The 14,099-nt window shown below is 58.8% G+C and carries 13 protein-coding genes; 1 reads left to right on the top strand and 12 read right to left on the bottom strand.

Features of this window, described 5'->3' with window-relative positions; genetic code table 11:
• Positions 1–122: 122 nt before the first annotated feature.
• From nsrR to nnr, 12 genes are all read right to left on the bottom strand, one after another.
• Positions 123–590, bottom strand: a complete 468-nt coding sequence (nsrR, locus tag GJV78_RS12520) for a nitric oxide-sensing transcriptional repressor NsrR (RefSeq protein WP_167519540.1) — start codon at positions 588–590, stop codon at positions 123–125.
• 170 nt (positions 591–760) lie between these two features.
• A complete protein-coding gene (gene purA, locus GJV78_RS12525) occupies positions 761–2,059 on the bottom strand; it encodes an adenylosuccinate synthase (protein ID WP_155108675.1) in 1,299 nt (432 codons plus the stop codon).
• Positions 2,060–2,162: 103 nt separating this feature from the next.
• Entirely contained in the window at positions 2,163–2,360 is a 198-nt protein-coding gene (locus GJV78_RS12530) for a DUF2065 domain-containing protein (RefSeq protein WP_155108676.1), read from the bottom strand.
• A gap of 74 nt (positions 2,361–2,434) precedes the next feature.
• Complete coding sequence (hflC, locus tag GJV78_RS12535) at positions 2,435–3,439, bottom strand: protease modulator HflC (protein WP_155108677.1); 1,005 nt, start codon at positions 3,437–3,439, stop codon at positions 2,435–2,437.
• Positions 3,440–3,441: 2 nt separating this feature from the next.
• The gene (gene hflK, locus GJV78_RS12540) at positions 3,442–4,698 is read right to left on the bottom strand and encodes an FtsH protease activity modulator HflK (protein WP_155108678.1); all 1,257 of its coding nucleotides are present in this window, start codon (positions 4,696–4,698) and stop codon (positions 3,442–3,444) included.
• 137 nt (positions 4,699–4,835) lie between these two features.
• Complete coding sequence (hflX, locus tag GJV78_RS12545) at positions 4,836–6,116, bottom strand: ribosome rescue GTPase HflX (protein ID WP_155108679.1); 1,281 nt, start codon at positions 6,114–6,116, stop codon at positions 4,836–4,838.
• A 74-nt stretch (positions 6,117–6,190) separates the two neighbouring features.
• A complete protein-coding gene (hfq, locus tag GJV78_RS12550) occupies positions 6,191–6,493 on the bottom strand; it encodes an RNA chaperone Hfq (RefSeq protein WP_155108680.1) in 303 nt (100 codons plus the stop codon).
• Between the two features lie 137 nt (positions 6,494–6,630).
• The gene (miaA, locus tag GJV78_RS12555; RefSeq protein WP_155108681.1) at positions 6,631–7,581 is read right to left on the bottom strand and encodes a tRNA (adenosine(37)-N6)-dimethylallyltransferase MiaA; all 951 of its coding nucleotides are present in this window, start codon (positions 7,579–7,581) and stop codon (positions 6,631–6,633) included.
• Positions 7,574–9,439, bottom strand: coding sequence for a DNA mismatch repair endonuclease MutL (gene mutL / locus GJV78_RS12560; protein ID WP_155108682.1), 1,866 nt, complete (start codon positions 9,437–9,439; stop codon positions 7,574–7,576). Before mutL ends, miaA begins: the two co-directional genes overlap by 8 nt.
• Before the next feature lie 9 nt (positions 9,440–9,448).
• The gene (amiB, locus tag GJV78_RS12565) at positions 9,449–10,759 is read right to left on the bottom strand and encodes an N-acetylmuramoyl-L-alanine amidase AmiB (protein ID WP_155108683.1); all 1,311 of its coding nucleotides are present in this window, start codon (positions 10,757–10,759) and stop codon (positions 9,449–9,451) included.
• A 16-nt stretch (positions 10,760–10,775) separates the two neighbouring features.
• The gene (gene tsaE, locus GJV78_RS12570; protein ID WP_155108684.1) at positions 10,776–11,237 is read right to left on the bottom strand and encodes a tRNA (adenosine(37)-N6)-threonylcarbamoyltransferase complex ATPase subunit type 1 TsaE; all 462 of its coding nucleotides are present in this window, start codon (positions 11,235–11,237) and stop codon (positions 10,776–10,778) included.
• 124 nt (positions 11,238–11,361) lie between these two features.
• Positions 11,362–12,879 (bottom strand): bifunctional ADP-dependent NAD(P)H-hydrate dehydratase/NAD(P)H-hydrate epimerase, encoded by a 1,518-nt coding sequence (nnr, locus tag GJV78_RS12575; RefSeq protein WP_155108685.1) that lies wholly within the window; start codon positions 12,877–12,879, stop codon positions 11,362–11,364.
• Between nnr and queG the strand changes: the two genes are divergently transcribed.
• Complete coding sequence (gene queG, locus GJV78_RS12580) at positions 12,878–14,017, top strand: tRNA epoxyqueuosine(34) reductase QueG (protein ID WP_155108686.1); 1,140 nt, start codon at positions 12,878–12,880, stop codon at positions 14,015–14,017. The two genes, nnr and queG, sit on opposite strands and share 2 nt — an antisense overlap.
• The last annotated feature ends 82 nt before the right edge of the window (positions 14,018–14,099 follow it).

Genomic DNA, 14,099 nt, shown 5'->3' on the forward strand with positions numbered 1-14,099 from the left:
CTCTGATGGCGATGCCCTGACCTTTCACGCCGCCGCTCCGTCGTTTGCCGAACGACCAGGCGCTTCCATAAGCCCGGCCGTCGCTTTGCGAGGAGTAAATCTGCTGTTAACAAATTTATCGTTCAGCTGTTGTCGCGCTGCGGCGTGAAAATCTTCGGGTTACATTCATCCACCAGCAATAATTTATAAAGCGGTTGGTTTTCTACAACCAAATCGGCGAGCGTGTAGTTATCCAGCTCCCTGAGAAAACTTTGCACAGCGCTCGACAGCGCCTGTTTTAGTCGACAGGCCGGGGTGATGTGGCAAAATTCGCTGCTGCAGTTCACCAGCGACAAAGGCTCAAGCTCGCGCACCACGTCGCCGATACAAATAGCTTCCGCCGGCTTACCCAGGCGGATACCACCGTTTTTCCCCCGGAAAGCAGTCACGTAGCCCGCCCGGCTAAGCTGATTGATTATTTTGACCATATGATTACGCGACACGCCATAGACCTCGGTAACTTCGGAAATATTGGTCATGTGGCCATCCGGTAGCGATGCCATATAGATAAGCGCTCTTAATCCGTAATCGGTAAAACTCGTTAACTGCACATCAACCTCAGGAAAGGGGAGAAAAACGGGAAAATTGATTTACATTGATGATAAACCAGCCACCAGCAAGGTCGCTAATTTATTTCAGTTCCGGAAGGAAAAAAGCGAGGACACTACGCGATAACAATCAAATGCCCGACAATAGTAGCATTATCGGGCATCGCCATCAATTATGCGTCAAACGGGTCGCGCAGAATCATGGTTTCAGTACGATCCGGGCCGGTAGAGATGATATCAATCGGCACGCCGGTCACTTCTTCAATGCGCTTGATATAGTTCAGCGCCGCCTGGGGCAGGCCGCTGCGCTCTTTCACGCCGAAGGTGGATTCACTCCAGCCGGGCAGGGTTTCGTAAATCGGCTCGATACCTTCCCAGCTGTTCGCGGCCAGCGGAGTGGTGGTCACTTCACGACCGTCCGGCATACGGTAGGCTACGCAGATTTTCACCTCTTTGAGGCCGTCCAGCACGTCCAGTTTGGTCATACAGAAGCCGGACAGAGAGTTGAGCTGCACCGCACGGCGCACGGCGACGGTATCCAGCCAGCCGGTACGACGGCGGCGGCCGGTAGTGGCACCGTATTCGTTACCCTGCTTGCAAAGGAAATCGCCGGTTTCGTCAAACAGCTCCGTCGGGAACGGACCTGCGCCAACGCGCGTGGAGTAGGCTTTAATGATGCCGAGCACGTAGTCCACATAGCGCGGCCCCAGGCCGGAACCCGTCGCCACGCCGCCCGCGGTGGTGTTAGAGGAGGTGACGTACGGATAGGTGCCGTGGTCGATATCCAGCAGCGTACCCTGCGCGCCTTCAAACATGACGAAATCGCCACGCTTGCGCGCCTGATCCAGCAGATCGGAGACGTCCACCACCATCGCGGTCAGGACATCGGCGATGGCCATCACGTCATCCAGCACCTTCTGGTAGTCGACGGCGTCCACTTTATAGAAGTTCACCAGCTGGAAGTTGTGATATTCCATCACTTCTTTCAGTTTTTCAGCGAAGGTTGCTTTGTCGAACAGATCGCCTACGCGCAGGCCGCGACGCGCAACTTTATCTTCATAGGCCGGACCGATACCGCGTCCGGTGGTGCCAATCGCCTTCGCGCCGCGCGCTTTTTCGCGGGCGTTATCCAGCGCTACGTGATAGTCCAGGATCAGCGGGCAGGCTTCAGAGAGCAGCAGGCGCTCACGGACAGGGATACCGCGATCCTCCAGCGCTTTCATTTCCGTCATCAGCGCAGCCGGAGACAGCACGACACCGTTGCCGATGATGCTGGTGACGTTTTCACGAAGAATGCCTGATGGAATAAGATGGAGGACGGTTTTTTCACCGTTGATTACGAGAGTATGGCCCGCGTTGTGACCGCCCTGATAGCGTACAACATATTTAGCCCGTTCAGTCAGAAGATCGACGATCTTTCCTTTACCTTCGTCACCCCATTGGGTGCCCAGTACGACGACGTTGTTACCCATTTTTCAAAATCACCGTTTGCTTAAAAATGGATTCTACCACCGCTTTTTCAGAGATACAGCACTTTTTACCGGCCAATTTGCCCTAACTCTGGCTAATTTTTCATCAGCCAATCGTTTTCCTCAACATGTAGTAGACCACAACGCCGGCAACCACAAGTCCACCACCAAAGCGGCGCAAAGTATTGTCGGGCAGCTGCGTTATCACGAGGAGCATTCTCTTCCAGGCCTGCGGATAAAGCAGCGGCCCCAGCCCTTCCAGCACCAAAAACAGAGCAAGCGTCAGCCAGATTACAGCGTTCATCAGGTGTCCTTATAAAAAGAAAACCACCGTATCCCTCAAGATACCGGTGGTTTAGTCATTCTAAAACGTTGAGCTTAACGTGTAGCCGCTTTCGGCGTCTTCATATAACGGAAGAAATCGTTGTCCGGGCTGAGCACCATCACGTCCTGATTGCCTTCAAAGCTCTTTTCGTAGGCGCGCAGGCTGCGGATAAAGGCGTAGAAGTCGGGATCCTGGCTGAAGGTATCGGCAAACAGCTTCGCCGCTTCGGCATCCCCTTCACCGCGCATGATGCGCCCCTGACGCTCGGCTTCCGCCAGCGTTTTAGTCACCTCATAGTCGGCGGTCGCGCGCAGTTTTTCCGCTTCTTCCTGGCCCTGTGAACGGTGACGACGGGCAACCGCTTCACGTTCCGCGCGCATACGGTTGTAGATGGCTTCAGACACCTCCGCCGGCAGGTTGATCTGCTTGATCCGCACGTCCACCACCTCGATGCCTAACGCCGCCATACTGTTCGGGTTGATCGCCTGCACCTTACCGTTGGTTTCGGCGGTCACGCGCTCGGCGGCCTCGGCGATGGCGTTATCCGCCGCCGGGGTCGCGACCTCGTCTTCCGTACCGGCAGAGCCGGAGTTCAGCGCATCACGCACCTCCAGCGTCAGACGTCCGCGGGAATCGGTTACGATATCCTTCACGTCGAGACGACCGATCTCAGAGCGTAAACGGTCAGAGAACTTGCGCTTCAGCAGGACTTCCGCCTGAGAAACATCGCCGCCGCCCGTTGCCAGGAAGTAGCGACTAAAGTCGCTGATGCGCCACTTGATGTAGGAGTCGACGATCAGGTCTTTCTTCTCTTTGGTTACAAAGCGATCGGCCTGATTATCCATCGTCTGAATACGCGCATCGAGCATTTTCACCGACTGAATAAAAGGAACCTTAAAGTGCAGGCCCGGCGCATAGATCAACGGCTTCTTATCGCTATCACGCACGACGCTGTTGAACTGGAACTTAATCCCGCGCTCGCCTTCCTTAACCACAAAAATGGAAGTGTACAGCACTACCAGCACGATGATGATAATCGCGATAACTGACTTACGCATCGTTATTCCCCCTGACGCTGGTAGTCGTTACGCTGCGCGTTTGCGCGGCGTTGGTCCATAATGTCGCCCTGGCTGGTGGACGACGTCTTGCTTGTCCCGCTGGCGCTGGATGATGATGACGGCGGCAGACGCAGCAGATCGCTGGCCCCGCCGTCGCCTTTCGCCGCCGGCGCGTTGCCGCCCTTCAGCATTTGATCGAGGGGCAGCACCATCAGGTTACCGCCTTTGTCATTGACCAGCACCTTACGGGTATGGCTCAACACTTTTTCCATCGTCTCGATATACAGGCGCTCGCGGGTAATCTCCGGCGCAGCCTTATACTCTGGCAGGATCTTCGCGAAGCGCGCCACCTCACCCTGCGCTTCCAGGATGGTTTGCGTTCTGTAAGCACGCGCCTCTTCGAGGATACGCTGCGCCCGGCCGTTGGCGCGCGGCTGCACCTCGTTGGCGTAGGCTTCCGCTTCACGGATGTACTGCTGCTCGTTCTCGCGCGCGGCGATAGCATCATCAAACGCGGCCTTCACCTCTTCCGGCGGTCGCGCCGCCTGGAAGTTGACGTCCAGCAGAGTAATACCCATGTTGTATGGGCGGATGGTTTCCTCCAGCTCACGCTGGGTATCGCTACGAATAACGGTACGACCTTCGGTCAGAATGCGGTCCATGGTGTACTTGCCGATCACCCCGCGCAGGGCGCTGTCGGTCGCCTGGCGCAGGCTGTCGTCGGGGCTGGTCACGCTGAACAGGTAGCGCTGTGGATCGGTAACCCGGTACTGCACGTTCATCTCAACGCGCACCACGTTTTCATCAGAGGTCAGCATCACGCCGGAGGCCGCCAGCTCGCGCACCGCCTCCACGTTCACCGGCCGCACTTCGTCAATAAACGTTGGCTTCCAGTTCAGGCCCGGCTCAACCAGATGGCTGAACTTGCCAAAGCGTGTCACCACACCGCGCTCGGCTTCTTTTATGGTATAAAAGCCGCTGGCCGCCCAGATAATGACGATCGCCGCAACGGCGATGGTCACCACGCGACCTCCCAGCTGCGGACGCGGCCCCTGGGATGAACCGCCACCTGAACCGGTACCTTTACCGCCGCCCAGGCCGCCGAGCTTTTTACTCAATTTGCGGAAGATATCGTCAAGATCGGGTGGCCCCTGCTCGCGCCCCCCTTTGTGTCCATTTCCCTCAGAGTTGCCGCCAGGTTTGCTGCTTCCCCACGGGTCGCGGTCCTGTCCGTTATTACCGGGCTGATTCCACGCCATGTTTGTGCTCCATATTGGTTATGCGGTGATATACCCTTTGTGCTCTGGACCGCGGATAAAATCGCTCAGGCGCTTTCATCCCATACTCCACAACGCGCAGGATATTAGGCAAAATATCTCCAGGCCTTTCCTCCCGGTCAGACAACGTAGTCCACCAGGGCTGGTTCTTGTTTACAGAGGCGACGCCAGTCGACGATCGGCAGACGAACCTGCAAACCGATGCTGCCGTCCTCCTCCATCCACTCTTTTTCTATTGCCTGAAGCTGATAAAAACGGCTTCTCAGTCGCCCCTCCTGCGGCGGCAGGCGCAGCGTATGCTGCGCCACCTCGCCGGAGAGACGCTCCGTCAAAGCCTGAAAAAGCTGTGGTATGCCAATCCCCGCCTGGGCAGAAAGCCAGACGCGGATGGGCCTGTTCTCTTCATCACGATCGATACGCGGCGCAAAGTCCTCCAGCATATCGATTTTATTCATCACCAGCAGGGTCGGGATCTCGTGAGCGTCGATCTCTTCAAGCACCGTATCCACCGCCTCGATGTTTTCCTGCATCCGTACGTCCGCCGCATCCACAACGTGCAGCAGCAGCGTGGCCTGTCGCGTTTCCTGCAGCGTGGCTTTAAAGGCCGCCACCAGGTCATGGGGCAGATGGCGAATAAATCCTACGGTATCCGCCAGCACCGTTTCTCCGACGTCCGCCACGTCGATCCGCCGCAGCGTCGGGTCCAGGGTCGCAAACAGCTGGTCTGCGGCATAAACCCGGGCTTCGGTTATCTGATTAAAAAGGGTGGATTTACCGGCGTTGGTATAGCCCACCAGCGACACGGTCGGCACATCCGCTTTGATACGCGACTGCCGCCCCTGCTCACGTTGCTTTTCAACTTTCTCCAGGCGCGACTGTATCTGCACAATGCGATTACGCAGTAAACGGCGGTCGGTTTCGAGCTGGGTTTCACCCGGACCGCGCAAACCAATCCCGCCTTTCTGTCTTTCCAGGTGGGTCCAGCCACGGACCAGACGTGTGGCCAGGTGACGCAGCTGCGCCAGCTCAACCTGCAGCTTACCCTCATGGGTACGCGCACGCTGAGCAAAAATGTCTAAGATAAGGCCCGTGCGATCGATGACGCGACACTCGCACAAGCGCTCCAGATTACGCTCCTGAGCCGGGCTCAACGCGTGATCGAAAAGCACGACCGCGGCATTAGTCGCTTTTACGGCTTCCGCTATTTCAACTGCTTTACCTTCACCTACAAAATACTTCGGGTGCGGTGCTTTACGGCTACCGGTAATCACCTGCATTGCTTCGACACCGGCGGAAGAGACCAGAGACTCAAACTCCTGGAGATCTTCCATATCTTTGTCTTGCGAAAAATAGATGTGTACCAGTACCGCCTGCTCACCAGCATCATAACGGTCAAACAAGCGTAAACCCTCAACTTAGATCTACGGGGAACGCAGAACGCCTGGCTCCCCGGATGTAAAAACAGCTAATAGTCTTATTCAGTCTCTTCGCTGTCCTGCTGCGCGGTAGAACTCTGCGCATTGTTGCCGTGATGATAATTACTGCCGCCGCCAGCGTTGTTGCTGTGATGAGAAACCGGGCGAGACGGGACAACAGTTGAAATCGCGTGCTTATAAACCATCTGGCTGACCGTGTTTTTTAACAGGATCACGAACTGATCGAAAGACTCGATTTGACCTTGCAGCTTAATACCATTCACCAAATAAATAGAAACCGGAACACGCTCCCGACGCAGTGCGTTCAGGAACGGATCTTGTAAAGATTGCCCCTTAGCCATTCTCTCTTTTCCTTATATGCTTATATGTACTTAATACGTTTCATCCCTCAGGCCGCCTTGATGCAACCTGAAAGATTCTGCGTATTGAACCTTTCGATTCTAAAAAATTGCGCACGATACGCCTCAATTGTACACATTCAGTCTGCGATAGCACCAACAACCTGTAATACTTCGCTTCGCGCCTGGTCGGGCTTTTCGCTGTCAAGCCAGCGAACCCCTTCCCAACCGCGTAGCCAGGTTATCTGGCGCTTCGCCAACTGTCTCGTGGCGCAAACACCTCTATAAACCATTTCATCGTATGTAATGTCGCCTTCGAGGTATGCCCACATCTGGCGGTATCCGACACAACGAATGGAAGGCAAGTCCGTATGCAAATCTCCTCGGGCAAAGAGCGCCCGGACTTCTGCTTCAAAACCTGAAGCCAACATCTGATGAAAACGCTGCTCAATTCGCTGATGGAGCAGTTCACGGCTCGCCGGGGCGATGGCGAACTGATGCACCTGATACGGCAGAGCGTCTCCTGACGTTTGCGTCAGTTCCGTTAAAGTTTTACCCGAAATGAAAAAAACTTCCAGTGCCCGGGAAAGTCTTTGCGGATCGTTTGGGTGAATACGCGCAGCCGCAGCCGGATCGATCTCCTGCAGCTGCCGGTGCAGCGCGTCCCACCCCTGCTCTGCCGCCTGACGTTCTATTTTGGCTCTGACCTGCGGATCTGCCGACGGCAGCGGCGAAAGCCCCTCAAGCAGCGCCTTGAAATACAACATCGTACCGCCCACCAGCAGCGGAATACGCCCCGCTGCGGCGATCTCCGCCATCTCCGCCAGCGCGTCGCGACGAAAATCCGCCGCCGAGTACGCCTGCGCCGGATCGCGAATATCCAGCAGCCGATGCGGAGCGGCCTTTAGCTCTGCCGCGCTCGGTTTCGCCGTACCGATATTCATTTCCCGATAAATAAGGGCAGAATCAACGCTTATCAACTCTACCGGCAAAACTTTACGCAATTCAATGGCTAATGCCGTTTTACCCGAGGCCGTCGGCCCCATTAAGAAAATCGCCTTAGGCAGGCTCGCCTTGCTTACGTCACTCATGTTTCAGGGCGTTCATCGCCGAAAGTAAATCAACAGGTTGCAATAAACCACCCGGCGGCGCTTTCACAAGCTGCGGACAGAGCCGCTCAACGTCGGCCAGCAGGCCAATGGCCTGGGCCATGGTCCACTGGGTATGTTCACTGGCCAGACCGCGCGCGATCCACTGTGCGACGTCACCCGCCTCCTGCGCCGAACGCTGCGTCAGGTAGCCTATCAGTTCAGGAATCAAGATTTGTAAATTTTGTTGGCGTAAGGGTAAAGGCACCGCACGAACGGTTACGTGCTGGGTATCCAGCTCGAATTCGATACCCAGCTCCGCCAGCAGGGGCTGCGACTGCTGAAGGGCCGCCTTTTCATCGGCGACAATCTTCAGGCGTAAAGGAATCAGCAGCGGCTGGGCACAGATTGGCTCACGGCCCGGCGTAAGCTGGGTCTGGCGCAGCCAGCGTTCGGCCACCGGCAGCGCCAGCAGCTGGATCCGCTCGCCGCACTCCAGCAGCGCGCAGTCGCTGCCAACAATAGTCAGCACCCGGCCGAAGCCCTGCTCCTGCCCGGCCAGCGCCGGAGACGCAGGCTGCGGCGCGGCGGAAGGCGGTGCGGTGGTTTTTGGCTCCGGGGCGGGCGTTTGCAACAGCCGTCGATAAACCTCGCCCTGCTGTTTCTGGTAGCCCGGCTGCGCGTGTGGCCAGGCCGCCGCCGGGCGTCCGCCACCGCCTGCAGAGGCGGAAGAGGCGGCGTAGCGCGGTGCCAGCGGCTCCTGCGCCGCGGCGGGTGTGGCGAAATGGTTACCCCCGGCCGCCACGCGGTTTTCCGGAAGCTGTACCGTCCCGTCATCGTTCAGGGGCAGCTCTGGTGCCGTCTGCTGTTGCAGCACGCTCAACACCCCCTGATAAATGAAATCATGCACCAGCCGCGACTGATGAAAACGGACCTCGTGCTTCGCGGGATGCACGTTGACGTCCACCTGGTGTGGATCAATTTCCAGATAGAGGACAAACGCCGGCTGGCGATCGGCCCCCAGCTTGTCCTCACAGGCCTGACGGATGGCGTGATTAATCAGCCGGTCGCGCATCATGCGGCCGTTAACATAGCTGTACTGGATCTCCGCCAGCGAAGCGTTGGTATGTCGGGGATCGGCCACCCAGCCGCTCAGGCGCAGATCGCCGTGCTGCCACTCAATGGCCAGCGCCTGCCCGAGAAAGGGTGCTCCACAGATAGCGCCCAGCCGACGCTCTTTCTGTCCGCCCTGCGCCACCGCGCGATACTGACGCATCATCTTACCGTTGTGCGACAGGTTGAGCGTGACGTCAAAACGCGCCAGCGCAATGCGGCGCACCACTTCATCAATATGATTAAATTCGGTTTTCTCAGTGCGCATAAATTTGCGCCGCGCCGGCGTGTTGTAAAACAGGTCCAGCACCTCGATGGTGGTGCCCACCGGATGCGCCGCCGGCTTTACCGTCACGTCCATATCCCGCCCCTCAGCATAGGCCTGCCAGGCCTCCTGCTGCGCCTCGGTGCGGGAAGTGAGGGTCAGACGGGAAACGGAGCTGATGCTCGCCAGCGCTTCGCCGCGAAAGCCGAGGCTGACAATCGCCTCCAGATCGTCAAGCGAGGCGATTTTGCTGGTCGCATGGCGCGCCAGAGCCAGGGCCAGCTCGTCTTTTTTAATTCCGCAGCCGTTGTCGCGGATCCGAATCAGCCTGGCACCGCCGCGCTCAATATCAATATCGATACGTGTCGCACCGGCATCAAGACTGTTTTCCACCAGCTCCTTAACCACCGACGCAGGTCGTTCGACCACCTCTCCGGCGGCAATCTGGTTCGCCAGCTGTGGCGGTAGAACCTGAATCGGCATGCCTGCTCCTTAATCAATTAACAACTCGCCCGGCGACGCAACGCGGGCGGTTTGCGCCGGCACATTCTGCGGCGCAGACTGCATGGGATGGGCGCGAAAATAATCGCGTAACCCCTGGTAAATCGCTTCCGCCAGCTGCTGCTGATACTCCTCGCTGGCCAGCAGACGTTCTTCTCCGCTATTGCTGATGAAACCGGTTTCCACCAACACCGAAGGGATATCCGGCGAGCGAAGTACGCCAAGGCTGGCGTGCTCCGGACGGCGCTTGTGCAGCGAACCGATACGCTGCAGCTGGCCTAATACCTTCGTTGCCACATCATACCCTACGCGCTGAGAATGACCGAACTGCAAATCGAGCACCGCCTGGCTCAGGTAAGGATCGGCCTGGCTGTTAGCCAGCACGTCGCCCGCCCCGCCCAGCAGCTCGGACTGCTTTTCATGCTGCTCCAGCCAGTTGGCCATTTCGCTGTTAGCGCGGCGATTGGAGAGCACCCAGACGGAAGCGCCGGTGGCTTCGCGGTTCGGCGCGGCGTCGGCGTGAATCGACACAAGGAAGTTCGCATTCTGCTTCCGCGCCACGTCGGAACGCCCCAGTACCGAGATAAAGTAGTCGCCGTCGCGGGTTAATACCCCTTTAAACATGGGATCGTCGTTGAGCAACGCGCGCAGCTTCCGCGCCACCGCAAGGGTAATATTTTTTTCCCGCATGCCGCCCGGCCCGATGGCTCCGGGGTCCTGACCGCCATGCCCGGCGTCAATGGCGATCGTCACCTTATCGCCGCTCCCGCCGACGGCTCGCGCTGCGGGCCGGGAGGATGTCGCGCTGCTGATGACGCCGGTGCTGCGCTCGTTATCTCGTTTAAACGGGTTTCGGGCGGGCTGCGCCGGACGCGGCGTCTCCACGCGCTTCACCACCGCCGGAGGCGGCGGAGGCGCATCGGCGCTGAGGGTAAAAATCACGGTATAAATGCCGTTACTCTGGCGCTTCACCGCCCCGGCTCTGCCGTTTTCGGTAAGATCGACGATCAGCCGCAGGAACCGGGTATCTCCCGGCCTACCGGCGCGGATCGACTTCACCAGGTTGTTACCGCTGAACAGCAGCGGCAGCCCCTGAATCACCCCGGTCTGTTGGATATCCAGCGCCACGGTGCGTTTTCCCAGCTGAGAAAACGCATACTCCGGATCGCCAGTAAAGCTGAGGGTAATGCGCGCCTGCCGCTCACCGTTGGAAACCTGAATATCGGAAAGGCTGGCCGCCCCCGCCTGCGCGCTTAGCAGGATAAGGGTTGCCAGTAGCCAGATTCTGAAGCGATACATCATCCCGTCACCCTTACGGTTAGCCGGCTAAACGTGCCAGCAGCGATTCGCCCGAGGCCGACACTGCGCTAACGCGCGCCTCGCGCCCCTGCGCCTGATAGTCGAGGTGAACTTCGATATCCGGCTCCGGAAGGACGCCCTTTCCCTGCTGGGGCCACTCAACGAGGCATACGGCATCGTCGGTAAAGTAGTCACGGATGCCCATAAACTCCAGCTCCTCGGGGTCCGCCAGGCGGTACAGGTCGAAGTGATAGACCCTCATCCCCGCCAGCACGTAAGGCTCGACCAGGGTATAGGTGGGGCTTTTTACGTTGCCCTTATGCCCTGAGGCCTGCAGGAATCCCCGGCTGAAGGTGGTTTTCCCCGCGCCCAGGTCGCCGTAAAGATAGATAACGGTCGCACCGGCGCAGGCTTTCGCTATGCGCTCGCCCAGTTCTAAGGTCGCCTGCTCATCGGCCAGGGGGATTACTCGATTCATCATGGTTATACACGTTATCCTTCAGATTGCCTTGTTATTGGCGATATGCTGAAACCCCGGCCGCAGAGCGATCTGCCAGCCAGAGCTGTATTTGCCTGCCGCCCCGATGCATCCTGAATGATTTTGTTTATTCGTCAATCGCATCAGGATTAACCATGCGCCGGAGCGGGGAAAAAAGATCGCTTGCCAGCATACCGCGAGTACCCAACTCCGCCGCAAGCGCATCCGCCGCCGCGCCGTGGGCGACGCATCCCGCGCAGGCCGCGTCGTATGGCGCAAGCTTTTGACCAAGAAATGCGCCGATAATTCCGCTGAGCACATCCCCCATCCCGCCGCTGGCCATTCCGGCATTACCGGCGTCCACAACGGCCAGCGCGCCGGACTCATCGGCCACGATGGTGCCCGCACCTTTTAGCACCACCACGCCGCCGTATCGTTTTACCAGGCGGCGCGCCGCATCAAGGCGATCGTTTTCCACCTCCGCCACCGGGCATCCCAGCAGCCGCGCGGCCTCGCCCGGATGCGGCGTAATCAGGCGATTGTGACGTTTATCAGGGTTGATTGCCAGCAGGTTAAGCGCATCGGCGTCCCAGAGCATAGGCTGGCGAAAATTTTCGATTTTTTGCAGCGCCTTCTTGCCCCACTCCTGTTGACCAAGGCCGGGGCCGACCACCACAACGTCGGCCCAGGCCAGGCTCTCTTCAAGGGTGCGCGGCGTCAGTTCGTGCACCATCAGCTCTGGTCTGGCGGCAAGCAGCGGCGCGATATTTTCACGGCGCGTCAGCACCCTGACCAGGCCTGCACCGGCGCGCAGCGCCGCCTCACCGGCCATACGGATCGCCCCGCCCGTGCCGCGATCGCCACCGACGATAACCAACCGCCCGTGATCGCCCTTGTGCGATGCCGGACGCCGCGGCGTCAACCAGCGCGCCAACTGCGACACCTCCACGCGCCGGAACGGCGCTTCCTGCCCCGTCAGCCACGCTTCCAGGCCGAGCGCATCGTAATGCAGATGTCCCGTATAGTTGCGCGCTTTTCCGGTCAGCAGGCCTGGCTTCAAGGCGATAAAGGTGATGGTGTGCGCCGCGTCGATGACCGCGCCGGGCGCAGCCCCGGTTTGTGCCAGCAGCCCGGAGGGGATGTCTATTGCCACTATCGGCGCAGGATAGTCATTGGCCCGCTCAATACACCCGGCAACCGGCGCGCGCGGCGCGTGCTGCAGCCCGGTGCCCAACAGCGCGTCGATAATCACCCCGGCCCCCTTCGGCCAGACAATATCCGCCGAATGGATCTCCCCGCCCGCGTTCAGCCAGGCCTCGCGCGCCTGCGCCGCCTCTTCTGGCAACGGCCTGTCGCTCTCCAGCGCCAGCAGCGTCACCTCAATGCCCGCCGCTTTCGCCAGCCTCGCAGCCACGTAGCCATCGCCGCCGTTATTGCCATGGCCACAGAGCACCAGCCAACTGCGGGCGTCGGGATAAGCGCGCTGCGCCGCCTGAAACACGGCGTCGCCCGCGCACAGCATCAGTTCATACAGGGTTAGCCCACAGGCGTCGGCAGCCGCACGCTCCAGCGGGCCGATCGCCTCGGCGGGCCAGACGGAGTGTGGTATACTGCCGGGGTTTTTCTTCATTTTATGGTCCATCATGACAGAGCCCCTCGATCTTAATCAGTTAGCGCAAAATATTAAGCAGTGGGGCCTGGAACTGGGCTTTCAGCAGGTCGGCATTGCCGATACCGATCTGAGCGCAGCCGAACCCAGACTACAGGCGTGGCTGAATGAGCGCTACCATGGCGAGATGGAGTGGATGGCGCGCCACGGCATGATGCGCGCCAGGCCACACGAACTTCTGCCGGGAACGCTGCGCGTTATCAGCGTACGCATGAACTATCTTCCCGCCAACGCCGCGTTTGCCAGCACCCTGAAGGATCCTGCTCTCGGCTACATCAGCCGCTACGCGCTGGGCCGGGATTACCATAAGCTTCTGCGCAATCGCCTGAAAAAGCTGGGCGAGAGGATTCAGCAGCACTGCGTTTCGCTGAATTTTAGACCTTTTGTCGATTCTGCGCCCGTTCTTGAACGCCCGCTGGCGGAAAAAGCCGGACTTGGCTGGACAGGTAAGCACTCACTTATTCTTAGTCGCGAGGCGGGGTCCTTTTTCTTTCTTGGCGAGCTGTTAATCGATCTCCCCCTGCCCGTTGACCGGCCCGTTGAGGAGGGATGCGGTAAGTGCGTGGCCTGTATCACTACCTGCCCGACCGGCGCAATCGTGGCACCCGGCACGGTGGACGCCCGCCGCTGCATCTCTTATCTCACCATTGAACTGGAAGGCGCGATCCCTGAAGAATTTCGCCCGCTGATGGGAAACCGCATCTACGGCTGTGACGACTGCCAGCTTACCTGCCCCTGGAACCGTTATTCGCAGCTTACCGACGAGGCGGACTTCAGCGCACGCCGGCCGCTGCATGCCCCGCAGCTGATTACCCTGTTCGGCTGGAGCGAGACGCAGTTTCTGAAAGAAACCGAGGGTTCGCCGATTCGCCGCATTGGACACCTGCGCTGGCTACGCAATATTGCCGTCGCCCTCGGCAATGCCCCGTGGGATACGGCGATCGTAAGTGCGCTGGAGAGCCGCCTGGGCGAACACCCGCTGCTTGACGAGCATATTACGTGGGCGCTCGCACAGCAGAAGGCGCGGAGAGCAACGTGCGTAGTGGAGGTACAGGCGGCGAAGAAACAGCGCCTGGTCCGGGTGATTGAAAAGGGCCTGCCGCGCGATGCCTGAATCATCCACAGCTTGTGCATAAAAATAAAAACACATTGAGATTCAAAGGGGAAATATCTGGCACAGGGACGGAATAACCACG

Origin of the sequence: Intestinirhabdus alba (assembly GCF_009711095.1) — a bacterium.
Lineage (GTDB): Bacteria > Pseudomonadota > Gammaproteobacteria > Enterobacterales > Enterobacteriaceae > Intestinirhabdus > Intestinirhabdus alba.